Source organism: Streptomyces humicola (assembly GCF_024436035.1).
Lineage (GTDB): Bacteria > Actinomycetota > Actinomycetes > Streptomycetales > Streptomycetaceae > Streptantibioticus_B > Streptantibioticus_B humicola.
On record NZ_JANFNG010000022.1, the window covers coordinates 17,610 to 40,982 of the forward strand.

General features: G+C 68.0%; 23 protein-coding genes, 7 pseudogenes and 1 riboswitch. Of the genes and pseudogenes, 13 read left to right on the forward strand and 17 right to left on the reverse strand.

From position 1 onward, the window contains the following. Positions 1-394: 394 nt before the first annotated feature. The 3 genes and pseudogenes from NGB36_RS23530 to NGB36_RS23540 form a co-directional block, all read right to left on the reverse strand. Entirely contained in the window at positions 395-742 is a 348-nt protein-coding gene (locus NGB36_RS23530; protein WP_255922427.1) for a DUF1330 domain-containing protein, read from the reverse strand. Between the two features lie 407 nt (positions 743-1,149). After that, positions 1,150-1,533 (reverse strand): annotated as a pseudogene (locus NGB36_RS23535) (transposase); the annotation flags it as partial. Between the two features lie 81 nt (positions 1,534-1,614). After that, positions 1,615-1,902 (reverse strand): hypothetical protein, encoded by a 288-nt coding sequence (locus NGB36_RS23540; protein ID WP_255922429.1) that lies wholly within the window; start codon positions 1,900-1,902, stop codon positions 1,615-1,617. Positions 1,903-2,560: 658 nt separating this feature from the next. Between NGB36_RS23540 and NGB36_RS23545 the strand changes: the two are divergent. Then, positions 2,561-2,830: pseudogene (locus tag NGB36_RS23545) on the forward strand (hypothetical protein); the annotation flags it as partial. Positions 2,831-2,890: 60 nt separating this feature from the next. Here NGB36_RS23545 and NGB36_RS23550 read toward each other — a convergent pair. Then, positions 2,891-3,202, reverse strand: a pseudogene (locus NGB36_RS23550) (DUF4097 family beta strand repeat-containing protein); the annotation flags it as partial. On the opposite strand from NGB36_RS23550, the gene NGB36_RS23555 reads away from it, so the two are divergent. Beyond that, a complete protein-coding gene (locus NGB36_RS23555) occupies positions 3,192-3,326 on the forward strand; it encodes a hypothetical protein (RefSeq protein ID WP_255922503.1) in 135 nt (44 codons plus the stop codon). The pseudogene NGB36_RS23550 and the gene NGB36_RS23555 overlap by 11 nt on opposite strands. A gap of 18 nt (positions 3,327-3,344) precedes the next feature. Continuing rightward, entirely contained in the window at positions 3,345-4,151 is an 807-nt protein-coding gene (locus NGB36_RS23560; RefSeq protein WP_255922499.1) for an SNIPE associated domain-containing protein, read from the forward strand. Between the two features lie 355 nt (positions 4,152-4,506). Here the strand turns inward: NGB36_RS23560 and NGB36_RS23565 are convergent, their stop codons facing one another. Then, complete coding sequence (locus tag NGB36_RS23565; protein ID WP_255922431.1) at positions 4,507-6,282, reverse strand: MOSC and FAD-binding oxidoreductase domain-containing protein; 1,776 nt, start codon at positions 6,280-6,282, stop codon at positions 4,507-4,509. 465 nt (positions 6,283-6,747) lie between these two features. On the opposite strand from NGB36_RS23565, the pseudogene NGB36_RS23570 reads away from it, so the two are divergent. Then, a pseudogene (locus NGB36_RS23570) lies at positions 6,748-7,782 on the forward strand (IS256 family transposase); the annotation flags it as partial. Positions 7,783-7,910: 128 nt separating this feature from the next. Here the strand turns inward: NGB36_RS23570 and NGB36_RS23575 are convergent. Then, complete coding sequence (locus NGB36_RS23575) at positions 7,911-8,780, reverse strand: PhzF family phenazine biosynthesis protein (RefSeq protein ID WP_255922433.1); 870 nt, start codon at positions 8,778-8,780, stop codon at positions 7,911-7,913. A 367-nt stretch (positions 8,781-9,147) separates the two neighbouring features. Continuing rightward, positions 9,148-9,396: a hypothetical protein gene (locus NGB36_RS33865; RefSeq protein WP_372509511.1), complete on the reverse strand. Its 249-nt coding sequence runs from the start codon at positions 9,394-9,396 to the stop codon at positions 9,148-9,150. A gap of 131 nt (positions 9,397-9,527) precedes the next feature. On the opposite strand from NGB36_RS33865, the gene NGB36_RS33870 reads away from it, so the two are divergent. From NGB36_RS33870 to NGB36_RS23595, 3 genes are all read left to right on the forward strand, one after another. Continuing rightward, the gene (locus NGB36_RS33870; RefSeq protein ID WP_372509512.1) at positions 9,528-9,704 is read left to right on the forward strand and encodes a winged helix-turn-helix transcriptional regulator; all 177 of its coding nucleotides are present in this window, start codon (positions 9,528-9,530) and stop codon (positions 9,702-9,704) included. A 167-nt stretch (positions 9,705-9,871) separates the two neighbouring features. Next, on the forward strand, positions 9,872-10,282 hold the full coding sequence (locus NGB36_RS23590) for a hypothetical protein (RefSeq protein WP_255922435.1): 411 nt from the start codon (positions 9,872-9,874) through the stop codon (positions 10,280-10,282). A gap of 182 nt (positions 10,283-10,464) precedes the next feature. Further along, a complete protein-coding gene (locus NGB36_RS23595; RefSeq protein ID WP_308288915.1) occupies positions 10,465-12,435 on the forward strand; it encodes a tetratricopeptide repeat protein in 1,971 nt (656 codons plus the stop codon). Positions 12,436-13,104: 669 nt separating this feature from the next. Here the strand turns inward: NGB36_RS23595 and NGB36_RS23605 are convergent. From NGB36_RS23605 to NGB36_RS23615, 3 genes and pseudogenes are all read right to left on the reverse strand, one after another. After that, positions 13,105-14,132 (reverse strand): annotated as a pseudogene (locus NGB36_RS23605) (5-methyltetrahydropteroyltriglutamate--homocysteine S-methyltransferase); the annotation flags it as partial. Between the two features lie 153 nt (positions 14,133-14,285). Continuing rightward, positions 14,286-14,507, reverse strand: a riboswitch (cobalamin riboswitch). A gap of 197 nt (positions 14,508-14,704) precedes the next feature. After that, positions 14,705-15,034, reverse strand: a pseudogene (locus tag NGB36_RS23610) (3-hydroxyacyl-CoA dehydrogenase family protein); the annotation flags it as partial. Further along, a complete protein-coding gene (locus NGB36_RS23615) occupies positions 15,034-15,420 on the reverse strand; it encodes an ArsR/SmtB family transcription factor (protein WP_255922436.1) in 387 nt (128 codons plus the stop codon). The gene NGB36_RS23615 and the pseudogene NGB36_RS23610, both read right to left, overlap by 1 nt. 289 nt (positions 15,421-15,709) lie before the next feature. Here NGB36_RS23615 and nicT point away from each other — a divergent pair, with 289 nt between their 5' ends. Beyond that, a complete protein-coding gene (gene nicT / locus NGB36_RS23620; protein WP_255922438.1) occupies positions 15,710-16,849 on the forward strand; it encodes a Nickel transporter NicT in 1,140 nt (379 codons plus the stop codon). 271 nt (positions 16,850-17,120) lie between these two features. Here the strand turns inward: nicT and rpsR are convergent, their stop codons facing one another. From rpsR to rpmG, 4 genes are read right to left on the reverse strand one after another with little or no spacing between them, the layout of a single operon-like run. Next, positions 17,121-17,366 carry a 30S ribosomal protein S18 gene (rpsR, locus tag NGB36_RS23625; RefSeq protein ID WP_255922439.1) on the reverse strand — a complete coding sequence of 82 codons (246 nt, stop codon included), beginning with the start codon at positions 17,364-17,366 and terminating at the stop codon, positions 17,121-17,123. Between the two features lie 31 nt (positions 17,367-17,397). Continuing rightward, entirely contained in the window at positions 17,398-18,552 is a 1,155-nt protein-coding gene (locus tag NGB36_RS23630; protein ID WP_255922440.1) for a CobW family GTP-binding protein, read from the reverse strand. After that, positions 18,549-18,800, reverse strand: coding sequence for a type B 50S ribosomal protein L31 (locus tag NGB36_RS23635; protein ID WP_255922441.1), 252 nt, complete (start codon positions 18,798-18,800; stop codon positions 18,549-18,551). The genes NGB36_RS23630 and NGB36_RS23635 overlap by 4 nt, the downstream gene beginning before the upstream one ends. Before the next feature lie 6 nt (positions 18,801-18,806). Then, positions 18,807-18,971 carry a 50S ribosomal protein L33 gene (gene rpmG, locus NGB36_RS23640; protein ID WP_255922442.1) on the reverse strand — a complete coding sequence of 55 codons (165 nt, stop codon included), beginning with the start codon at positions 18,969-18,971 and terminating at the stop codon, positions 18,807-18,809. Between the two features lie 86 nt (positions 18,972-19,057). Between rpmG and rpmB the strand changes: the two genes are divergently transcribed. From rpmB to rpmF, 5 genes are all read left to right on the forward strand, one after another. Then, positions 19,058-19,294: a 50S ribosomal protein L28 gene (rpmB, locus tag NGB36_RS23645; RefSeq protein WP_255922443.1), complete on the forward strand. Its 237-nt coding sequence runs from the start codon at positions 19,058-19,060 to the stop codon at positions 19,292-19,294. Then, positions 19,294-19,599: a 30S ribosomal protein S14 gene (gene rpsN, locus NGB36_RS23650; RefSeq protein ID WP_255922444.1), complete on the forward strand. Its 306-nt coding sequence runs from the start codon at positions 19,294-19,296 to the stop codon at positions 19,597-19,599. Before rpmB ends, rpsN begins: the two co-directional genes overlap by 1 nt. A gap of 149 nt (positions 19,600-19,748) precedes the next feature. Continuing rightward, a complete protein-coding gene (locus tag NGB36_RS23655; RefSeq protein WP_255922446.1) occupies positions 19,749-19,934 on the forward strand; it encodes a hypothetical protein in 186 nt (61 codons plus the stop codon). A gap of 70 nt (positions 19,935-20,004) precedes the next feature. Further along, positions 20,005-20,454, forward strand: a complete 450-nt coding sequence (locus NGB36_RS23660; RefSeq protein WP_255922447.1) for a Fur family transcriptional regulator — start codon at positions 20,005-20,007, stop codon at positions 20,452-20,454. 248 nt (positions 20,455-20,702) lie between these two features. Further along, positions 20,703-20,873 (forward strand): 50S ribosomal protein L32, encoded by a 171-nt coding sequence (gene rpmF / locus NGB36_RS23665; protein WP_255922448.1) that lies wholly within the window; start codon positions 20,703-20,705, stop codon positions 20,871-20,873. 665 nt (positions 20,874-21,538) lie between these two features. Here the strand turns inward: rpmF and NGB36_RS23670 are convergent. The 3 genes and pseudogenes from NGB36_RS23670 to NGB36_RS34135 all read right to left on the reverse strand — a co-directional run bounded on the left by NGB36_RS23670 (position 21,539) and on the right by NGB36_RS34135 (position 23,117). Continuing rightward, entirely contained in the window at positions 21,539-22,687 is a 1,149-nt protein-coding gene (locus tag NGB36_RS23670) for a glycoside hydrolase family 76 protein (RefSeq protein WP_255922449.1), read from the reverse strand. A gap of 61 nt (positions 22,688-22,748) precedes the next feature. After that, positions 22,749-22,829 (reverse strand): annotated as a pseudogene (locus tag NGB36_RS33875) (integrase core domain-containing protein); the annotation flags it as partial. A 123-nt stretch (positions 22,830-22,952) separates the two neighbouring features. Continuing rightward, complete coding sequence (locus NGB36_RS34135) at positions 22,953-23,117, reverse strand: DUF8825 domain-containing protein (protein ID WP_505016748.1); 165 nt, start codon at positions 23,115-23,117, stop codon at positions 22,953-22,955. Positions 23,118-23,373 lie beyond the last annotated feature (256 nt).

Below are 23,373 nucleotides of genomic sequence, written 5' to 3' on the forward strand. Positions count from 1 at the left end.
CACCGACATACCGCCGACAGATCACGGTCACCGCCGACAAGCTTCCGACACCCCTCCGGACAACTACAGAGAGCCAGAAGGCCGCTACGCCTTGCCCCGCGCAGAACTGAGCGCGAACCCCGCAGGGTGAGGCACCCAGTGGTCACTCGGGCGCTCAGTCACTTCGGTTGATCACAACCGCACACAGTCCCTAGCTAGGAGCGTTTGACGGTCTCGCGGGAGGCCGCGCAGGGCACAGTGGGGTGGAGTCGAGCTGCGGCGTAGGTATGGGCTGTATGCGCGGCGGACGGCGAGCTCACCATGGTCGTAAAGGCCACACGCGGGCGAGCATTTCCGCGAGTTGGTGGAGGGCCCGGCGCCGCTATTGGGCCAGGCCCGAGCCCGAGCCCGAGGGCTACTCGGCAGGCAGGGCCTCCCGCATCGCCTTTGCGGTGGTAGTCGGGTCGTAGTCCTCGGCAACGCCTTCGACCAGGATGATGTCGCCTTCGATGTGCCGCGCGCGCAGCGGTGCGATCTCCTGGTAGGCGGGTGAGTCCCACCAGGCCCGCGCCTCGGCGATCCCGGGGAAGCTGATCACCACGACGTGCCCGGGCCAGCTGCCCTCCTTCACCTCGTGCTGCGTAGCGTGCACGAGGAAGCGGCCACCGTACGGCTCGAAGGTGGCAGTGACGCGCTCGATGTACTCAGCGATCTCCGGGTGTGGTGCGGCATCCTGCAAGTGGGCTATGGCGTAGGCGGGCATGGAGTCCTTCCGGCCGGTCGGGCTTCGACCCGACGATCATGGCATTTGGACGCGTCAGGGTCTATGACCCGACAGGTAAGCGCCCCAGCCCGCGGCGCGGATCTATGAAGCTATGAGCCGCGGCGGCTTGACCCGGGAAGGCAAGAGATCGGAACTTCGCCGAGCCGTCGGGCTTCCGCGGGGCGCCAAGCAGCCAGTACGGCGAGTTCACCCATCCCCTCGAAGCTCGGCCCCTCCCAATTCGACGGAGAGGCGACGACCTGGAGGTCCACCTCGGTTCCGAACCGGCGAGCGGCTTCAAACAGTCGCCGCAACAATTCCAGTGCTCGGGGGTCCAGTGCGCCGACGAACGCGTACCACGTACGGGAGACCTGGTCGAAAGTCGCGATGGTTCAAAGCAATTATCCCTGTTCATCCCATGAGGCCGGATCTGCAGGAGCGGAAAGGATGTCCTCGCTGAGGTGCATCTCGGCGGCGTCGTGGTGAGCGCGCGCGGTGGTGGAATTGATACTGACCAGCGACAGGTCCACCTCGCCCCGCTTCGCGGCTTCTGCGATGGCGCCCTCCAACAAGGCAGAAAACGCCTGCGTCACGCCACTGCCGAAAACGGTTGTGCACGGTCGACCAGGCACCGAACTCCTGCGGCATCTCCCGCCACTGTCCGCCGGTCTTGAACCGCCCAATCACGCCCTCGAACTGCTCCCGCAGCCGCCCGGGGTACGGACCTCGCCGATAGGCAGGTACGGCCCGATGAACTCCCACTCACCGTCTGTCAGTTGCACTCGCGTCACACAAGAAGATCTATCCACCCCCGGGCACGCCGCGGGGCGAAATCTGGGACTGCCACCATCCGCCATCGAGGCGAACTGGGTTCAGCCGAGACCACGATGCGCGGCCCACAACTCCCCGGCACGGCTGGAAGCTTCGGCGACCAGGGCCGCCAGTTCGGGTTTGTCTGGGACGGGGAACGAGACGTACGCGCCCCGACCACCACCGACTGGGCGGCCATAGGCCTTTACGGCGAGGTGACCGTCCGGGAGAAGCCGGACGTTGAGTGTGGTCAGCGTGAACGCTTCACCGCGTCGAGTGCCAGTCCAGCGGAGCGCCTGCGGGATCGTGACATTGATCGCCAGAGCACTCACTTCCAGGTCGCTGTTCATGGACGGATGATCTCACGCGAGTCGCCGCAGGCGGCCGCCACCCGCTTATGCAGCAGACAGTTTGATCACGACTCGATACGCGCCCTAGTGGTGGCCCAGTCGGTTCCCGGGCTACGCGGCGGAAACGTCTGCAGATAGGTATCGATCCGAAGGGCGGCCGCCACCTCGAAGCATTTCGCGTGGCTGGACGGCTCCGTTGGTGTTGCGATCCTGGCGGCCGAGAATCGCAACGCCGCGCACGCCGCCCACATGCCCCGGGAGGATCGGCGTCCGGCCGTCGCCACGGTTGCACCTCTTCCGTAGCCGGCCTCCGTCGTCAGCCACTGCGGTGCCGCGGTGGGCGATGGAGGCGTCACGTAAGCCGGTGAGCGTGGCCGTCCGTCCTGGCCCCGACATACGGACGCGTTTCGAACAGGGGCTCAGGAAACGTCACGGCGTGACGTTTCCTCGTGGCCGTCAGGCAGATCGGGTCCTGTGCCCGCTCGGCCCGGCGTCCGCGCATGTGGACCGGCCACGCCGAGCCCAGCGAGCTTGGCGTGGCCCGGTTCGTGCTGCTTGGCCCCGTCTAGTCCCGTACTTCGCGGGTCGTTGATTCGTATGGTGTGACCGGTGTGGGGGTGTCCCCGGCCGGTGGTGTGGCGTTGGGTGGGGTGTGTCGATGACTTCCCGGTCCCCGCGGCCACGGTCTCAGCGTCAGCGCCTTGATGTGGTGGTGACATCCGTGGTGGAGAAGCGTCTGGGCGCTCTGCCTGTCGCTGCCGAGTTTCTGCGCCGGCTGGATGTGGCGGGGATCGTCGACGGGCTGTGCCTGGGCGGTGCGAGCGGACACCTGACGCACGGGCAGGTGATTGAGGCGCTGGTGGCCAATCGGCTGACCTCGCCCGCGCCGCTGGTGCGGGTTGGTGACTGGGCCCGTACCTGGGCGGTTGAGGAGGTCTTCGGTATCGAGCCGGTTCTGCTCAACGACGACCGTCTGGCCCGGGCCCTGGCCGGGGGCGGCGCCGACGGTGATGTCGCCGGACTGGGTGCTGAGCACGACCGTGCCGCCCATGGCCTCGGCGATGGTGATGTCGCCCTGTGCGGTGCTGATCTCCGCGGCCCCGCCCAGCCGGCCGACCTCGATGTCGCCGGCGACCGCGGTGAGATGGATGCTCGCGGCCTCGTCCAGCTTGATCTGGCGGTACGCGCCTTCGAAAGCGACGTCGCCGAGGCGGCCGACGGTCCGGAGTTCGGCGCTGGCTGCCTTGGCCTCGACCCGGGAACCGGCGGGCAGCTTGACCGTCACCTCGATGGATCTACTGGTTCTTCGCCGCAGAACTCGCGGCCGGCACCGGCAGGCCATCGGCATCATCGACCTTCCGCTGTCCGACCCCGCCCCGCCCGGAGCGGAGTGGATCGAGGCCTACCGGCACAGGGCGCCCTGAACACGAAGGCTGGCATCTATCAACGCCGAGGCCGATTACGCGGGCCGATCGATGCGGCCCCACCGGCTGGCCTCGCTGGTGGACCGGCTGGACAAGTCCCGGGCGACGGTGGCTCGGCTCGGCGCCACCATGCAGATCCGCATCAGCGACTCCTATCACCGGCTACGGGTACGCGAACTGGAGCTCACCGCTGATTACCTGGCCAAGCAGGAAGAGGAGAAGGAACGCCGACGCGAGCTGCGCGAGCGCCAGCGTGAGGAAGAAAAGCTGCAACGCGAGGTCGAGCGCGAACGTGCCCGCCTGGCCAAGGAACAGGCCCATTACCGCGGCGCACTGCAGCGGTTGCGCGCTGCCTCAGAAGGCGGGGCAGTCGATGAGGCCGAGGTGGCGCAACTGGAACAGCAGCTTGCCGAGCACGATGCGGCGATGGCAGCGGTCGACGCACGCGAAGCCAACATCCGCGCGGGCTACGTATACGTCATCTCCAACATCGGCGCCTTCGGCGAAAGCATCGTCAAGATCGGCTTGACACGTCGACTCGAGCCCATGGACCGGGTCAATGAGCTGGGCGACGCCTCAGTGCCGTTCCGCTTCGATGTCCATGCCCTGATCTTCTCCGAAGACGCGGTAGGCCTGGAGCGCACCTTGCACCAGGAGTTCGACGACCGACGGGTGAACCGGGTCAATCTGCGTCGGGAGTTCTTCTACGTCCGACCCGCCGAGGTCCGCGAGGCGCTCCAGCGCTTCGCCGGCCAGCACCTGCTGCAGTTCCGCGAGGAAGCCGAGGCACCCGAGTGGCGCGCATCCGGCGGACGCTTGCAATAACGCTACACGCGCTCAGGCCTCGCGGGTGCCCGAGATGATGTGCATGTTCACAACGAGGCACCGCCCGTTCAGCGTTCCGGAGCGGCGTGGGGTCAGGAGGCTGCGGCATCGCTGGGATCCAACTGCCGTGCGCCTGAGCAGCGTGATCGTGTATGGAGTGCTGGTGATCCAAGGAATCAGGCCTCGAAGCTGAGGCGTTGGTGGCGTTCACGCAGATCCGTCCGCTCGCCCTTTGCGAAGTACTGGTCCGCCCGGAACGAGTCTGTTCAGGTGCATGATCGGCGGTTGGGCGCGATCGGCCCAGGGGGTGAGGAGGGCGGCCTGGCAGCATGGTGTCCCGTGCTGTTGCGCCTGGTCACAGGTCGAGGACCAGGTCTGCCGGTGGCTGCGAGCAGCAGATGAGGGCGTTGCCTTCTGCCGGTGCGTCGACCGGCTCTGGCGAGTAGTCGACGCGGCCCGACAGTACGGGGGTCTCGCAGGTGTGGCAGACGCCGGTACGGCAGGACCACCGTGTGGGTACGTCGCACGCTTCAGCGAGTTCGAGCAGTGTCCCGTAGCTGGGATGCCACGGCACGGCGAGGCCGCTGCGGGCGAATGAGACGGTGGGGCCGGGCTCCTGGCCGGGAGGGTGAGCGGGCTGGTGGGGGACTTTGCCGGATTGCGGCACCATGCCCGGCGTGATGGGCGACAGTGCGCCGAAGGTCTCGGTGTGGATGTGGTTGGGCGCGAGCCCGCGGGCTGCGAGGGCGCTGGTCATGTCCTGCATGAACGCGGTCGGTCCGCATATGTAGGCGTCCGCGTCCTGCGGGGGATCCAGGTCGCGTATTTTCTGGGCGGAGAGCCTCCCGGCCATTGTGTAATCGATGCCTATCCGGTCGCTGTCGCGCGGACGGCTGTATGCAATGTGGGTGCGGCTGTTGGGCAGACGTGCCAGCAGGTTGCGCGTCTCGTCAGCGAAAGGATGGTTGCGGCCGTCCCGTGCCGCGTGCAGCCACCACACGGGGCGTCGGGGGCGTGCGTCGGCAAGTGCGTGCAGCATGGCCAGGACGGGAGTCGCGCCGATGCCGGCTGACAGCAGTAGGACAGGTGTATCACCGTCGGTGAGGGTGAATGTTCCTCGCGGCGCAGCCACTTCGAGGAGGTCGTCCACCTTCAGATGCTGGCGCATGTAGGTGCTCGCGGCGCCGCGCGGCTCCTGCTTGACGCTGATCCGGTAGGCCGCGGCGCCTGGCCGGCCGGACAGCGAGTAGCTGCGGATCAAGGGCGGGCTGTCGGTGTCCGGCCGCAGCCGCACCGTGAGGAATTGGCCGGGCAGTCCCGCCGGAAGCGGTCGGCCGTCGGTTGAGGTCATGGTCAGGGAGAAGACGCTGCTGGTTTCTGCGTCGATGCGGGCTACTTTCAGCCAACGGAATCCGGGCCAGGCCGGCGGCGGGCTGACGGCGGCCGAGGTGAGGCCGGCGTTGCCGGCAGTCGCGCCCGGTTGGCGGTCCTCCTCTTCGAGGAGGGACTGCATGGAGGCCTTCCAGCCCGGGCTCAGCGCGGGGATGCGCAGGGCACGCTCGACTTGGCTTCGCTCGTGGCCCGGCAGATAGAGAAGGGCATCGATCTCCGTGACGGTCATCTCTTCGGGGCCTGAAGCGATCTTGGCGATCTCGTCGCCGGCCTCGACCTGGCCTTCGGTGAGTACGCGCAGATAGAAGCCCGGACGGTGGTGGGAGACGAGCAAAGCGGCCATTTGCGGCTCGTCCATCCGCAGCCCTACCCGGTAGCAGGTCACGCGGGGTTGGGTGACCTCGAAGACCGCGCTTCCGATGCGGTAGCGGTCGCCGATGCACACCTCGTTGTCGGGCAGTCCGTCGACCGTGAAGTTCTCGCCGAACTGGCCGAGCGTGAAGTCGTTTCGATTCAGCTGTTCCTGCCAGTAGCGATACGAGTCGATCTGGTAGACCAGCACGGCGCGCTGCTCACCGCCGTGTCCGGCGAGGTCGCCCTGGCCGTCGCCGTCCACATTGAGCCGCCGGACCGTGCGAGGCCCGGTGACGGGCTGCTTCCAGATCCCAGTGTGTGTTGTCTTTCCGTGCCAAGGGACACCCTTGGGCAGGCCCACGTTCACGGAGATCAAAGTGGCCACGTGCCCATCTCCCTCATCGGGCTGCGTCCCCACTCCTGCCACGCTAATACCGCGGACGTACCACGCAAACCGGTGTACGGGTGGTCCGGGCGGGGTGGCGGGGGAGGGGCAGCGCCTGTCGCCTCAGAAGTCTGGAGTGCAACCTGGATCTCCTCGGGCCCCGTGAGCGCGTCTTAATCCGTCGTGCTCAGGACCGGCCTACACGGCCTCGCAGTCCGTCGCCCATTGGAGCTTCCTCGAATAGGCGCGATCAGAGCGCGATACGGGCTCCAACAACCTGGTACGGCGGCATACGGGCACCGAGCTGACGGCTACGGTGCGGCACGGCTGGCTACGGAGGGTCGCGACGCCACTGGGGATCAAGGGGGCGCAGGTTCAAGTCCTGTCGTCCCGACCAGCGTTTTCGCAGGGCGAAGGCCATTTCCGTGAGTAACGGAGGCGGCCTTTGTCGGTTTTGCGCTGACCACGCAGGCCGGCGACCTGGACCTGGCCATACCCAAGCTGCGCTCGGGCAGCTTCTTCCCCAGCCTGCTGGAGCGCCGCCGCATCGACCAGGCCCTGTTCGCCGTCATCATGGAGGCGTACGTCCACGGAGTGTCCACCCGCTCGGTCGACGAGTTGGTCAAGGCCCTTGGCGCGGACAGCGGGATCTCCAAGAGCGAGGTCTCGCGGATCTGCGCCGGTCTGGACACCCAGCTGACCGCTTTCCGCACCCGGCCCCTGGGCCATGTCCGGTTCCCCTACATGTACCTGGACGCGACGTACTGCAAGGCCAGGGTCGCGCACCAGATCGTCTCCCGGGCCGTGGTGATCGCCACCGGTATCACCGAGGACGGCGGCCGAGAGGTGCTAGGGGTGATGGTCGGCGACAGCGAGACCGAGGTGTTCTGGACCCAGTTCCTCCGCCACCTGCGCGAACGTGGCCTGAACGGGGTCCGGCTCGTGCTCGGCGACCACCACTCGGGCCTGGTCAAGGCGATCCGCGAGGTGATGATCGGCGCCTCCTGCCAGCGTTGCCGGGTGCACTTCCTGCGCAGCGTCTTCGGCGTGATCCCGAAGGACGCCGCCGAGATGGTCGCCGCCACCATCCGCACCATCTTTGCCCAGCCTGACCAGGCCGCCTGTCCGCGGCCAGCTCGATACGGTCGCAGACATGCTCAGCGCGCAGTTCCCGCAGGTCAAGCAGATGCTCCTGGAAGCCAAAGACGACCTGACGGCCTTCGCGGCCTTCCCGGAACGCCATTGGAAGAAGATCCAGTCCACAAATCCGCTGGAGCGGGTCGACCGAGAAATCAAGCGTCGCGTCGACGTCGTCCAGGTCTTCCCCAACGACGACTCGCTGCTGCGGCTGGTCACCGCAGTGCTCTTCGAGATGCACGACGAGTGGATCGCATCCCCCCGCCGTTCGTCCCCGAGGGGAGCATGGACCAGATCTACCCCGCCGAGCTTCGCGAAAGTGCCCCCGGACTACCCAACACCACCAACACAACGGCCGATTGATCGGCTACACCACGACAGGGGACACCACCGGGGCTCGCTGATCACCTCCGCAGGCCCCCGCTCCTCATCGTCAGCGCGGCCAAGCCGTAGGACAGCCCAGGGGAACGCCGGTCTGCGCCGCGAGTCGGTCAGATGAGGGAGATGCCCGTGGCGATACTCGCGGTGCCGCCGACTCGGATCAGCGGACCTGCGGGACCGGGACGGGTCCTGGTGGCTATGGTGGCGATGGTGGAGGGTTGGCCGAGCGAGTCTCCCATGTCGACGTCGAGCGCGGAGAGGCCGTGGCCGGCGAGGTGTGCGGCCAGGCAGGCGGTGCTGTTGGCGTTGGCGATGTCTTCGGGGACACCGATCGAGGGGGCGAACATGCGGGCCGCGGCTCGTCCGTCAGGTGACGGCGTGCTGTAGACGTAGCAGCCCAGCAGTCCCAGCCGGTCGCACGCCGCGCGAAGGCGGGGCATGCTGGGCGCCAGATCTGCCAGGGCATGACGATCGGCGACTTGCACCAGCATCCGTGGGCGTCCCACCGAGGCGATACGGCAACCTGCCGACGCTTCTGCGGGATCCATGCCCAAGGCGGCAAGGACCGGTTCGCTCTCGGCCGCGGCGGGGGTGCGTAGCCGGACGGGGCCGGGATCGAATACGGCTTCGTACCGGTTGTCGCCGCCGGTGGCCCGACCGAGGAAGGTCCGGCTCCCAGCGCGCAGTACTGCCTCGTACTCCCGCGCCTGGGCGCGTTCGGCGAGTACCGCCAGCGCGGCCACGGTGCCGTGACCGCAGGCGGGCAGTTCTCCGGCAGCGGTGAAGAAGCGCAGCGACGCAGCCGGACGGCCGGGCCCGTGTTCCTCGACCGAGGTGAACACGGCATGTGACGTGCCCGCCGCGACCGGGACCGTACGACGGTCGGCGGCAGTCAGCAGCGTCTCATCGACCACCGCGGTCGGGCTCCCGCCCCGCCCAGCACGCCGGCAGGCGTGGACGATCGTGACGTGGAGACTCACGGAATTGCTCCTGCATCGTGCCGGGATGGGGCTTCGGTCGGTGGTGGGTGAGATGGTCAGCGGGACGGAAACGGGGTCGCCCAGGATTCCTGGTCCAGGAGGAGCCCGTTGGCCAGGTAGCTGATGGTTCGTACCAGCCGGCCAGCACGAGAAACTCAAGGAGCTGGGCGTCCTCGTAGTGGTCGCGCAGGGCGTTCCAGGCAGGCTGAGAGAGCTGCGCGGTGTCGTGCAGCTCGTCGACTGCGTCGAGCAGTGCCGCATGGCGGGGCAGCCATCCGGCGTCCGCGGCACTGTTGGTTCCGGTGGTCGCCCGATGCTGTTGTGGGCTGAGTCCGACCTTCTGGGCAAAGGCCGCGGCGTGCACTCCCTATTCGTAGGCGCAGCCGGAGCGCGCGGTCACCCGGGCGATGACGATCTCGCGGTCGATGGTGGGCAGGAGTCCGTGGCCCAGCAGCCCGGCGCCCAGGGGGAACGTCCGTGAGGTCAGCTCGGGGTTGCGGTGCAGCGTCCGGAACAGCGTGAGCGGCTCGTGGGTGACGCCGGGAGGCATCCAGCGGCGGAGTGCCTGACCAATGGGAGCAGGGTACGGCGGGTTGAGCGGTTCGATGCGCGGCATGCGACGCTCCATGGTGCTTCGATTTTCGCATCACTATGATGCTTCGACAAGCGAAGCGCAACGAGCGGATATGGAAGCCAGAGCGCCTCGGCCGGGCGTGCCGGCGAGGATCCGAGACGGGCCGTCCGGTGATGGCCGCGCTCGACCTGCTCGGCAGGCGCTGGACGTTGCGCATCCTGTGGGAGCTGAGCCAAGCCCCGGCGGGCTTCCGCGAACTCCAGCGCCGCTGCGAGGGCATGTCCTCCAGCGTGCTCAAGCACCCGACTCGACGAGCTGGCCGACACCCGCCTGCTCACCCTGCACCGTGACGGCTATCACCTCACCCCGCTTGGTGAGGGTCTCGTCGAGGCGCTTCGCCCGCTGAACGCCTGGAGCCGACGATGGGCGAACGAAACCTCCACCGACACGGCAGGAGAACGTGTCTCTTCAAAGCGTAGGATGCGCAAGGCACAGTCACCGTACTGACGGGGGGTTCATGGAACCGGAGATCGCCGCACTCGCAACCAGCGCGGGTACTACGGTCGTCACACTTATGGCTACCGATGCCTGGCACCGTACTCGGGACGGAATCGTGTCTCTGTGGAGGCGGGTACATCCCGAGCGAGCCGAGTCCATCGCGGCCGAACTCGATGCCACCCGCGAGGACGTGATCGCCGCGCGCTCGGCTGGCGACGAGAACGTCGAGCCTGAGCTTCAAAGGGAGTGGCAAGGGCGGGTGCGGCGGCTCCTCGCGGCCCGACCAGAGATAGCCCTGGAGTTGCGGGCCCTTCTGGACGAGCTGGGCCCTCAGCCGGTGACCGATTCGGCCATCACTCAGCATGCCATCGCCTCCGGGCAGGCACGGATCTATCAGGCTGGTCGTGACCAACACATCGCGGAACGGTGAGCGGTGTGATGCAGGGCCGCGCTGACGGCCAAGGCCGCGTGTACCAGGCCTCCCGCGACCAGTACATCATCGAGCATCACCACCATGGCGATGCGGGCTCACATGCCTGGACGAGTCCGGACTCGATACGCCGACCGGCCGTCGGCCGTGCCCCGACGGTTCTCCGGGATCGTACGGAGCTCATGAACCACCTGCAGGAGGCCGTCGAGTCCGGCACCGGCAACCAGGTGTACGTGCTTCATGGCATGGGAGGCTGCGGCAAGACGGCCGTCGCCTACACGCTCTTTCAGCGCGTCACAGCGGCGGGCCGCCGCATCGGCCTGTGGGTCAACGCGTCCGACGCTGCCACATTGCGCGGCGGAATGCTCGCCGTCGCCGCGGACCGAGGTGCACAGGGAAGCGAACTCCTGGCCGCGAGGAGTGGTCTGCGGGCCCCTGCGGACCTGGTGTGGGGACGGCTCGATCAGTCCGACGTGCCATGGCTGCTCGTGCTCGACAACGCTGACGACCCCGCCGTCCTCCAAGACGGTGGATGGCTCCGTGCCAGTCCTCGCGGGACGGTGCTGGTCACCACTCGACAGGCAGCCGCACGCTGGTGGCCATACGCCGAGTTGCACCACGTCGGCGTGTTGCCGCGTGAACATGCAGCGCAGGTGCTGTGCGACCTTGCCCCGGAGAGCGGCACCGTGGAGGAGGCAGCCGAGATCGCGGACCGGCTGGGACGGCTGCCGCTGGCGCTCACCCTCGCGGGCGGCTTCCTTGCCCACCAGGTGATCGAGCCATGGACGATGGCGCAATACGGTCATCGGCTCCAGGAGTGCGGTCACGTAGACCTCATCGACCAAGGCGCAGTCGCACTTCGACGAGAGGATGCCCGACACTTGGTGAGCAGCACGTGGCAATTCTCCTTGGACGCACTTGCCGCGCAGGGGCTTCCGGAGTCAACGGCCCTGCTACGGCTGCTTGCTTGTTACGGGTCCGACCCGCTGCCACTGTCTTTGTTGAGCGGCCCCCAACTGTCCGCCGTATTACCGCCGGCACGAGTCGAAGCCGCGCTGCGCGGACTGCTCGACCAATCCTTGACCACGCTGGTCGATGTCGGCCTGCGTTGTGTGCAGACCCACGGAGTGCTGCTCGCCAGCGTCGCGGCAGGCAGCCCGGCCCAGCAGGTCACGACGGTCATGGCCACGGCGGCTCGGCTGCTCGGCGCCGTCATCCCCGCCATTCCTGACGTCGGGCCGCCGGATCTGCGGCTGCGCCTGCTCGCGCCGCACGCCCTCACCCTGCTGCGGCACGCCACTGACGTGTCAGTCGCCGTTGAGGCTCTCGATGCCGCCGTGAGACTGGCCATCGCACTCCATCGCACCGGCGACTACCTGACTGCCTTGGAGGTCGCCTCCACCTCGGCGGCCATCACAGAACCTGCTCTCGGACCGGACCATCGGCTGGTACTGCAGGCACACGCACGAACCGGCCGAGCTCTATGCCGTCTTGGCCGGTTTGAGGAGGCCGAAGCCCTTCACCGCCGCGTGCTTGCGGATCGAGAGCGACTCTTCGGTCCCGACGATCCCGACACACTGGACAGTAGCTTCGGTCTCGAATTCCCCTTGGAACAACTCGGCAGGATCCAGGAGGCCACCGAACTCCTGAAGCAGACCATCGGACGCCAACAGCGGGTGCTGGGCAACTACCACCCCCTCACCCTACGCTCCCGCGTCATGTTGCTTGAATGCCTGCCCGCCTCCGAACTCGGCGCCGTGATCGATGGCGCCGCGATGCCGCTTCCCGAAGAATGCGCCTCACTACTGGGCCCGGAACACTCGATCACCCTGGAAGCACAACTCAACTACGCCTTGGCGCTGCACACGCTGGGCCGCTTCCAGCCGGCCGAGGAACAGGCCCATCGGGTCGCCGACGAATTCCAACGACGTTATGGTCCTGACTACCCCATCACCCTCTCGGCCCGGACTCTTTGCGCACGGATCCAGGCTTCACTTGGCAACCTTGTTTCAGCGATCGAGATGATGACGGATGTATCGGACCGACGCGAGCGGAGCCTTGGTGCCGAGCATCCGTACACGGCCTACAGTCGTCGGCTCGTGGAAGAGTTCCGGGCCACGGCGGCGGCCGGCCGGACACCTGTCGATCCCTGACCTGGAACCCCGGCCTGCGCCCGGCCCCGGCAGACAGTCCGCGTGCCTTCCTCCCGGTCCGTCATTGTCTGCCAGCTGGTATTGGCGTCGGGCGGGGTCGGCTGTGTATCGGGCGCGCTCCAGCCGCTGCTGCCACAGCCGGTCCAGTGCCGTTCGCTCCGCTTCGGCCTGCTCGGCGGCGCGCAAGGACACCTCCAACGCAGCCGGTGCGATCGCTGCCATGACCTGGTCGACCACATACGCATCCAGAGCGGGGCCTGCGATGTGCTGACACAGCTGACCAGTCCCGTAGCTGGCACGCAGATAGCCGCAGTGGTAGTTGTGCGAGGGAAAAGGGCTGGCCGGCGAATGGTAGCTGACCGTCATCCGATGGCCGCCGCACAGACCGCACCGCAACAGCCCGGCCAGCAACGCTGACCCAGTGCACGCGGCGCCGGCAACGGCAGCGATCTGCCGGTTGGCTTCCATCCGAGCCAAGTTGGTCTCGTAGCGCTCCGGGGTGAGGTAGGCCGGCATCCGGCCGGGCAGGACCACATGCCACTCATCCATGCTCCTCACCACCCTGCCCGTGCTGGGCCGCCCAGGCCCGTACCGCTCCAGAATGGCTGCACAGGGCTTGGCCTGCTGTTTTGTCGAGTGATCAGCCCACGGCACCGTCATGGGCTCGGGGCGGGAGATGTCGCCGACGAGGATCGGTGGGCGGACGTAGCGGGTGCCGTAGGACTGGACCCAGCCGTGCTGGGTGGCGAGGTAGCCGGTGAGCTGTTCGGCGAAGTACTGGACCATGTCGTTGCGCTCAGGCTCGCCGTGCACCAGGACATCCAGTCCGGCCGTCTCCTGGAAGGTGATCACCTCCTGGATCTCGGCCTTGATGCGGTGCTCGTACGCGGCGGTGTCGATTCGGCCCGCGCGCAGGTCGGCGCGGGCGGTGCGCAGTTGAGCGGTCTGCGGGAAGGAGCCGGTGGTGGTCGTCGGCCGTAGGGGCAGACCGAGGTGGGCGCGCTCGGCCGCGTTCAGTTCGGCCGGGGTGCGGTCCTGGACGAGGGCCGGCTCGTCGAACTGCACCCACTCGGCGCCGGCCGCGCGCAGGTCGGCGAGGACCTCGGCGTACGCCGGGAGCAGCCGGTCGAGGAGGGTGAGCGGGTCGAAGCCGGCGGCCACGCCAAAGGCGGGCTTGGCGAGGAGGAGGTAGGTGATGGGGCCGACGAGGACGGGCCGGGGCGTCAGGCCCAGAGCGAGGGCCTCCTTGAGTTCCGCGACCTGCTTGGCGGAGTCGGCCGTGAAAACGGTGTCCGGGGCCAATTCCGGGACCAGATAGTGGTAGTTGGTGTCGAACCACTTGGTCATCTCCAGCGGCGCGACGTCCTGGGTGCCGCGCGCCATGGCGAAATACCCGTCCAACGCGTCGCCGGCGACGGCATCCCGGTGGCGTTCCGGAATGGCGCCGACCATGATGGTGGTGTCCAGGACGTGGTCGTCGTACGAGAAGTCGCCGGTCGGCACCTCGTCGATACCGGCCTCGGCAAGCTGCCGCCAGTTGGCGGTGCGCAGGTCGGCGGCGGTGGCGCGGAGGGCGTCGGCGGTGACGAGGCCCTTCCAGTAGCCCTCGATCGCCTTCTTCAGTTCCCGGTTCCGTCCCTGGCGTGGGTAGCCGTACACGTGGCCCGTGCTGCCGCGGCTGCGGGCGTGGTGGTCACGGAGATCTCCTTCGCGAGATGAATCCCTGAGGTCCCGGGGACGGGACGAGAACGCGAAGGGTGACGGACCGGACGGCAGCGGCCCCTGGCCGTCCGTTCGGTTGTGTACGCCGACCCGCCCTCGAGGTCACCGGGATGTCCGTGCACGAGTGGTTCGCGCACGGGCAGTTGGCAGGTCTTCGGACTCGCGGGCACGTCCTCACAGGGGAGGACACCTACTGGCCGTCGCTTCCCAGGCCCTGTTCTTCGGGCCCAGTGCGTATGACGGCGGTCGTTCCCGCTCACCGCTGCGGGGCAGTCCCGGATTCTCACCGGGTTCCCTCTTGCGACGCTCCCGCCTGGCGGACGGGGCGAACCAGCTGCACCGGCCACCCTAGGGGGCCGTCCGGTTGTCTGTCGGGTCATGTCCAGCATTCGTAAAGCGAGGTGAGACACGCGGTCGACGTGCTTGGAACGGGCCGAGGGCGGGAAGCGCCACACCTGCGCTTCCCGCCCTTCCCCTGCGAGGAGCCGCCGGATCCATCGACCGGCGGTCCCGCCCGGGGCCCCTCAGCCCGGACGCGCCAGGCTCCTCAGCCCTGGCCGTATACGTGGAACCCCCGGCCGGTCTTGCGGCCCAGCAGTCCCGCCGCCACCATCCGCTGGAGCAGCAGGGGAGGGGCGTAGAGGGGTTCCTTGAACTCGTCGTAGAGCGACTCGGCGATCGAGGCCACGGTGTCCAGCCCGATCAGGTCCGCGAGCCTGAGCGGTCCCATCGGGTGGGCGCAGCCCAGCTCCATGCCCGTGTCGATGTCGGCGGCGGTGGCGAAGCCGGACTCCGTCATGCGGATCGCCGCCAGCAGGCAGGGGATGAGGAGTGCGTTGACGACGAAGCCTGCCCGGTCCCGGGAGTGGACGAGCGTCATCGCTTGCCCCCGCGGGCGGCTGCGCCCGCGCGTGTCGGGGTGGCCATCGTGATCAGGGGGAGGAGGGTTTCGTCGGCCAGTTGGTAGCGGATCACCCGTCCGTCGCGTGTTCCGGTGACCACGCCCGCCGCACGCAGGAGCCGGAGGGCTTGGGAGACCGCGGTGGCGTTCATGCCAGTGGCCAGGGCGAGGTCGGTGACGCTGATGGGTCCCGCTTGGCTGATGCAGAGCAGCATCGCCAGCCGGTGGGGGTCGCTGAGCAGGGAGAAGCGGTCGGCCCATGTGGCGAGGTGTTCCGGATCGCCGAGTGCCTCGATGGCCTCGCATACCCGGTGGTCGTCGATGGACGGTTGGTGAGCCCGCTCGGCTGGGACTAGGTGCATGTGACAACTCTCCCACATCACCTCATCAATTGCGCAGACTTGAAGGGGAGGTCCGCCTGGCTCTACGCTGACGTGGTCTCCGCCGACCGCGGTGATGGTGCAGCCTCAGCGAAACCCGGTGTGAACCCGGTACTGTCCCGCAACGGTGAAGCCCCTGTGATGGGGGATGAGTCCGGTCGCCTGTTGCCGCATCCACGGATACCAGCCTCGCAGGAAGGTCGGTCCGGCCCAGGTCCTCCGGGTTGCTGGCCAGGCCCCGAGCCTGTGAGCATCCCGAGGAGGATGCCCAGTGTCAGCTTTGACGGCCAAGGCCCGAACGATCGTGCACGCGCTGCACCCCGCCGAGTGGGGCAGGCTCGGGGCGATGACCCTGGTGATCCTGGCGCTCAACGGCTTCGGCTGGGGCATCTTCATCTTCACGGTGCTGCCCCACCACTTCCGCTACGACAAGTTGGGCGTCGGCCTCGGCGTGGCGGTGACCGCGTGGACCTTGGGCGCCCGGCACGCCTTCGACGCGGACCACATCTCCGCGATCGACAACTCCACGCGCAAGCTCATGGCGGACGGGAAGAGGCCGCTGGGCAGCGGTTTCTTCTTCGCGCTGGGCCACTCCACCATCGTGGTCGCCGTCGGCGTGGGTATCACGATCGCCGCCAAGGCCGTGTTCGGGGCGATGGTCGACCCGAACTCCACCTACGAGACGCTGGGCGGCATGCTCGGAACGCTGACGTCGGCGGGGTTCCTGTATCTGATCGCGGCGCTGAACCTGGTGGTGCTCAGCGGGATCGCCAAGGTGTTCCGCGACATGCGCCGCGGCACGTTCGACGAGGAGGAACTCGAACGCCAACTCCAGGCCCGAGGATTGATGTGGCGCTTCTTCGGCCGGTTCATGCGCTCGATCAACCACACCTGGCAGCTGTTCTTTGTCGGCATGGTCTTCGGTGTCGGCTTCGACACCGCCACCGAGGTCGTCCTGCTGGCGGCGACCGCGTACGCCGCGACCTCGGGACTGCCCTTCTACGCGGTGCTCGCCCTGCCCCTCCTTTTCTCCGGCGGCATGATCCTGTTCGACACCCTCGACGGCTGCTTCATGAACTTCGCCTACGGGTGGGCCTTCGCCCGGCCGGTGCGCAAGGTCTACTACAACCTGGTCATCACGGGCCTGTCCATCGCCGCTGCCTTCCTGATCGGCACGATCGAGGTCCTCGGCGTGCTGACCAGCGAACTGCACCTGAGCGGTCCCTTCTGGGACTTCATGGCCAACTTCGACATCAACCGCGCCGGCTTCGTGATCGCCGGGCTCTTCGCCGCCACCTGGGTCGCGGCCCTCCTCTTCTGGCGATTCGGCAAGTTCGAAGCCCGATGGCAGGCCGACCTGGCAGAACCCTCCGCCCCCTGCGCCCCCGAACAGCCGCAGGCCGCTGGCTGACGCGCCGTCGCCGCCCCAGTCGGCCTGAGACGCTCCAGGCGCCTTCAACAACTTCCGTATGTGCACTGGATGATCGCCTCAGGGTCGGCGAATTGGCCTGCGAATCGTCTCCGTTTGCGGACAGAACTGTGCAGACGCCGAGGCGTGTGATCGCTTTACTTCGATACGGGGCACCGCTCAACCGGTCTCCGTTGCTGCGGGACTGCCGAGCTGAAGGGTTCGGCCGCCGTCGACCACATCGGGTCGACGGCGGCCGAATGTGTGTGCGGGCCTATCGTGAGGCGTAGGGGAGCAGTGCCATCTCGCGGGCGTTCTTGATGGCCTGGGCGACTCGGCGCTGCTGTTGCAGCGTGACGCCGGTGACGCGGCGGCTGCGGATCTTGCCGCGGTCGGAGATGAACTTCCTCAGCAGGTCGGTGTCCTTGTAGTCGATGTAGGTGATGCCTGCTGCATCGAGAGGGTTGGCGCGCTTGCGGGGGGCGCGGTCGCGGCCTTTGGAGTACGTACGGGGGGACATGCCAGAACCTTTCTCGGTGGATCTGCCGGGGTCAGGGGACCGGGTCGAGGAATTCGTCGAAGGTGTGGGGCAGGTGCTGCCAGGCGTCCCGCCCGGCCGTGTATTCGGCGTCGGTGAGCAGGCAGGAGTCGAGGAGCTCCGCCAGGGCGTCGTGGTCGAGGCCGGGTGAGGTGAAGGTGAGGTGTTGGCGGCGGTCGCCGTGTTCGGGGTGCCAGTCGAGGGCGGCGGCTGCCCGGCGTTCGGGCGGGACCATCTCCCAGGCGGCGTCCGGGAGTGCGGCCAGCCAGGGGCCTGCCGACTCCACGCACAGGGCGCCGCCTGCCGCGTCCCAGCTCAGCAGGGTGTCGGGGCGGTCGGCGAGCCAGAAGCGGCCGCGGCTGCGGGCGGCGGCGCACGCGAGGTCCTCCAGCGCTGCGTAGAGCCGCGCTGGGTGGAATGGGCGGTCGGCGCGCCAGACGAGGGTGGTCACGCCGTGTTCGTCGGCCTCTTGCGGCAGGAGTGCGCAGGCGGGGTGTTGCCGTGCGGCTGCCGCGGCGAGGTCGAAGCCGGCCAGTAGGGCGGGGCCCAAGGTGCCGTCGCCGACGCGGAGTCGCCGTGCGGCGGGGGTGAGTTGGGCGAGGAGTGCGTGGTCGGTGTCGTCGGCGTCCTGTTCGCCGTCGGCGAGGGCGAGGAGGGTGGGGTATTCGATCTGCCGGGCGTAGGTGTCTGCGATGGTGCGCTGGTCGGTTGGGGCTGCGGCGAGGCCGGCCTCGGCGAGGTCGTCGCCGTTGGCGAGGTATGGCAGGACGAGGGCGGGGTCGACCGCGGTGGCGACCCCGGTCACCTCCAGCGCTTCGTCTTCGGCGGCGATGACGGAGGCCATGGCCTGCGGTTCGACGGAGTCCCACAGTTCGACGACGGCGAGCCGGTAGGTGCCGGAGTCCGCAAGGTGCAGCAGTTCGGGGACGAGGTCTTCGCGCAGGGCGCAGCAGGCGCAGTCGTTGACCAGTGGGGTGTGGCCGCTGCTGACCGGTCCGTGTGCGTCGCGGATGGTGCGGTGTACGGACCCTGCCGGCGCGGCGGACAGGTCGTGGTGGAGGACGACGGTGCCGGGCACGGTGCGCAGGATGTCGCCGACCGCGGCGCGGCGGGCGCCTTCGCACAGGCCGGCGACGATCGCCACGGGCAGCCGCGCGGAGCTGCTCACTGCGTCCTCCGTCCGTAGCGGCGTTCGAAGCGTTCGACGCGTCCGGCGGTGTCCAGTACGCGCTGGGTGCCGGTGTAGAAGGGGTGGCTGGCCGAGGAGATCTCGACGTCGATGACGGGGTAGGTGTTGCCGTCCTCCCAGTCGATGGTCTTGTCGCTGGTGGCGGTGGAGCGGGTGAGGAAGGCGAAGTCGGCTGCGCGGTCGCGGAAGACGACCGGCCGGTATTCGGGGTGGATGCCGGGCTTCATGGGTGGTCAGCGCTCCTCTCGGAAGTCGACGTGACGGCCGGCGACGGGGTCGTACTTGCGTAGGACCAGCCGGTCGGGGTCGTTGCGGCGGTTCTTGCGGGTCACGTAGGTGTAGCCGGTTCCGGCGGTGGACTTGAGCTTGATGATCGGGCGGAGTTCGTTGCGGGCCATGACGCCACGATACACAGAACTGGTTTTCATTTTCATCAAGGGCTAAGGTGAGGACCTCTACCTCGACCGCCCACCGGAGGGAAACCGTGTCAGCCCATTGCCAGCTCACCGGCCGCAAGCCCGCATTCGGCAACAGCATCTCCCACTCGCACCGGCGCACCAGGCGCCGCTTCGATGCGAACATCCAGCACAAGCGCTACTGGCTGCCCAGCGAAGGCCGTCACGTCCGGCTCACACTCAGCGCCAAGGGCATCAAGACCGTCGACAGCATCGGGATCGAGGCGGCCGTCGCCCGCATCCGCGCCCGGGGAGGGAAGGTCTGATGGCGAAGAAGAGCAAGATCGCGAAGAACGAACAGCGCCGCGCCATCGTCGCCCGCCACGCCGAGCGCCGAGCGGAGCTCAAGGCGATCACCGCCAGCCCCCACACCACCGACGACGAGCGCGCAGCAGCCCAGCGGGAACTGCGCCGGCAACCGCGCGACGCCAGCGCTACCCGCCTGCGCAACCGCGACTCCGTCGACGGCCGCCCCCGCGGCCACCTGCGCGCCTTCGGCATCTCCCGCATCCGGCTGCGCGAGATGGCGCACGCGGGAGAGCTGCCCGGCGTCCGCAAGAGCAGCTGGTAACAGTTGCGCGCAACGTCAGTTGGGGCTGCCGCCGGTTGCGGGAGGCGGTAGCCGCGGAGCCGTCTGCCGGGTCAAGGGGTGGCAATGATTTTCATCTCTGATCGATGTGAAAATCATTGCCATCTACTGTTTCCGGCATCACCCCACCGATGGACGACCGCTGCGCGGCCGTCCATCCGATCGCCGCGGCCTATCAGGCGAACTGGCCCGTCGGCTTCTTCGTGACCGCCTTTGCCTTCGCCGCCTATGTCCTGGCCCACGCGGTCCGCTGGGCGCGCGAGACATACCGCAAGACCCAGGCCCAAAAACCGCTTGCCGCTGCAGAAGCGGCATAACTGCCCGGCCCTCGACCCATTCGCCCATCCGTACCGCAGTCCCCGCGGAGACCTTAGGGAAAGCCCGGTGATGGCAAGCAACCGACCTGACATCGGGCCATCGCAGGAAGTGGCGGTGATCGGACGCCCGACGCAGCAACGCGAAGTCGTATTGCGCGCCTTGGTCGCGGCGGGGGAGTTCGTCAGCGCCCAGGCTCTGCACCAACGCCTGGTGTCCGATGGGTCGTCTGTCGGGCTGTCCACGGTGTACCGCACCCTGACCGCCCTGGCCAAGGCCGGGCGCGCCGACGTCGTGCGGGACATCAAAGGTGAACGCCTCTTCCGTTATCGCCCTGGCCCTGACCATCGTCACTACCTGCTGTGCACGGAGTGCAGCCTCAGCCTGCCCGTCGATTCCGACCCTGTGGAGAGCTGGGTAGAAAAGATCGCGGGGACCTCCGGATTCGCGAACGTCCGTCACGCCGTGGAACTCAGCGGCGTCTGCCCGGACAGCGCCCAGCGGCGACCCCAGGCCCAATGAGGAATGCATGCCGTTCGGCATCATTCGTTGTCTCGGGGTGGAGCAGCACCGACGGCATGGAGAGCGACCTCCGAGCCACCTTGTACCGCAAGGACATGATCACGCTGCCGTGATCCCAGTGAGCCGGCCGCACCTGTCGGTCACCTGCGATGCCTCTTCGAGCAGCACAGAACCCCAACCAGTTTGAAAATGAAATCCACTTGCATGTAGCGTTGGGGCGGAAACCATTTCAGCCGAGGAGCCGCGTCATGGCCGTGCCCAAGCGCAAGATGTCCCGCAGCAACACCCGTCACCGGCGAGCCCAATGGAAGGCGAGCACGCCCGACCTCGTACCGATCACCATCGACGGACGGCAATACCAGGTCCCGCGCCGGCTCGTACGCGCCTACGAGCGCGGCCTGCTGCTTCCCGAAGGCTGATCGCGTCATGAGTGAACGGCTGCCGGTCACGGTCCTGTCCGGGTTCCTCGGCTCCTCGGCATGCACGGCACCACTGCGGTCTGCTGGGGCACCTTCGTCGGCCGAGGCTGGACGGAATTCCTCGCGGCCCGAGCTGCTGACGATCCGTAGCGACGTGAGTGTATGACTCCTCGAGCAGCACAGGGTTCGGGCCGTCGGAGGGCGATGCGCGGGCGCAGCTGGAAATGAAAACCATTTCAATATAGGGTTGGCTTCATGGCGCGCCCCATCCTGTGTCCGTACATCGAGGCGAAGCAGATACCGGAACCAGTCGGACACTTGCGCTCCAGCAGGGCCCAGGCAGTGGTCCGGTATGGCTCGTCGTGGACATGTACGTCCTCGGTCATCGGCCGCGGCTTCCGTGTACATGCGAGGGCGTCGGCCATGGCCGCCCGTGTGCGTTCCGGCGTCCGCCGTCTCTGCTACCGAGCGCGCCGCCGTCTGCTGACGCTCATCGAGCTGCAAAGGAGAGTCATGCTGCTGCGCTACCACCGTTCCCGGCAAATGCGTCACCGGGCTTGCCTGTACCGGCAGTCCGTGCCGGACCGTCGGGATCGGCGAGGCGGGTGGGCGGAGGAGACCGCCTCTGATCCGGCCCGTGCCCACCGCGAGGGAGCCTGGGGACGTCAGTACAGGAACCGGTAGTCGGCGGGGTCCCATGCGAGGACGGCATAGATCTGCACCATCGCGGCCTGCTCAAGTGTCTGCGTCCGCATGGAGTGGGCGGGTTGCGATCGCGTCCGAGCGTCGTTGCCGCCGGAGCCGTCCGTGCCGTCCGTGAAGCGGAAGAGCCCGGTGCTGGTGTCGTAGCAGCGATCCCAGACGGCGTCTGCGTATCGGGACATGGAGTCGCGGAAGGTGTGGCCCCCGGTCGCCGCGTCGAGCAACAGCAGGTTCTTGAAGTAGATCGAATTGAAGTACGGGGGCTGGGAGAGGAGCCCCGTGCCGGTCGTGTAGTGGGCGAGGGACGCCTCCGCGAGGCGCGCCGCCCGGTCGAGATACACCTTGTCGCCGGTGGCCTCGAGGAGCAGTACATTGACGCCGACGGGCACGCCCTGGTTGTACGACCAGAACGTGGTCTCCACAGCGCCGTCGAGGCTGATGTGGTCCCAGTACAGGCCCTGCGGGCTCAACAGGCAGCCGTTGGTCCACTCGTACATCGCGCGAGCCCCCGTCAAGTACGGCTCCCGGCCGGTGATCAGATACAGACGCAGCCCGAGGAATGCTCCCGGCATGTTGGATACGGTGTTGCGGTCACGGCTCCACCCCGCCTGGGTCCAGAACACGCCTCCGGGGAAGGCATGGTGGCGGTCGCTGTCCCAGCCGGACGCCACGAGTTCGAAGATCTCCTCGGCGCGGGCGAGCGCCTGGCGGTCGCCGCATATCAGGTACCGCTGGACGTCGAGCAGCCCCACCCACTCGTTGTCGTCGTAGAAGAGGTCGCCGCCGGGCCCGTAGGGGCGCAGCGGATACGAGGCATAGCCGGGCCGCCCCGTCGCGCCGCCTGACGCCATCCAGTACCGCTCCTGGCCCACCGCGCGGGCGGCGAGGTCGTCGAGGTAGGCGGTGCCCTGGCTGCCGGGGAGCCCGGCCAGGTCCAGCGTGGCGCCGTGCACCTGGGAGAACGGCCACTCATAGGAGTACGCATTGTCGCCGGGCGCGACCGGGTACCGCTCGCGGTACAGACCGGAGCCGTCACCAACGGCGAGATGGCACTGCAGCGCCCGGTAGGCATCCGCCGCCCGCGCCGCGTTCCGCTGCGCCCCTGGACCCACCCCTCCACTCTGCCTCCGCCGACGGCGGTCGGCGAGTCGGCCGGCCTCTGGATCGGTTGCCGGTCCGGTCCAGCAGCTCGCGTCGGCACGTTTGTATCCAGCGCTCCATGAGAGAGTTCATGCCCGCTATCTGGATGCCGGTGAGGCCACACGAAGGACCTTGACGGGGACGCGCTGGAGCTGATGAAGATGCCCCTTCCCAAGGACCGGGAGGAAAGCTGCGGCCCAGAATTCCGGTACGTCCCAGCCAAGCTCTGAGCGGCCGTTACCTCGGCCGCGCATCATGAGCCCATGGACTCTGACGAGCTCGGTGACGAGGCGGGCGGTCCTTCAGCCACATTCGCGCCGCCATCCTGGCGCCGGCATCGATCGTCTGCCAGAAGCCGTGGGCGCCGACGGCGGCGGCAAGCTTCTGTTCCTGTGTGACCAGCTCGTCGACCTGAGCGCGATCGGCGCCGCACAGTTGCCTGAGGTTGTGCCCGACCTGAAGGAAGCCGACTGACCGGGCCCGGCGGACAGCCGGGTACGCCTTACAAGGCGGGAGCGGTCGCTCGGCGGATGGTGCGGTCCAAGCGGACGACGATCAGGGCGATGTCGTCGCGGGCACCGCTGCTGACGCCGAGGCGGTTCAGCAGCGCGTCGGGGTGGCTTCCCCGCGGCGTGCGAGCACACCACCACGGAGGGGC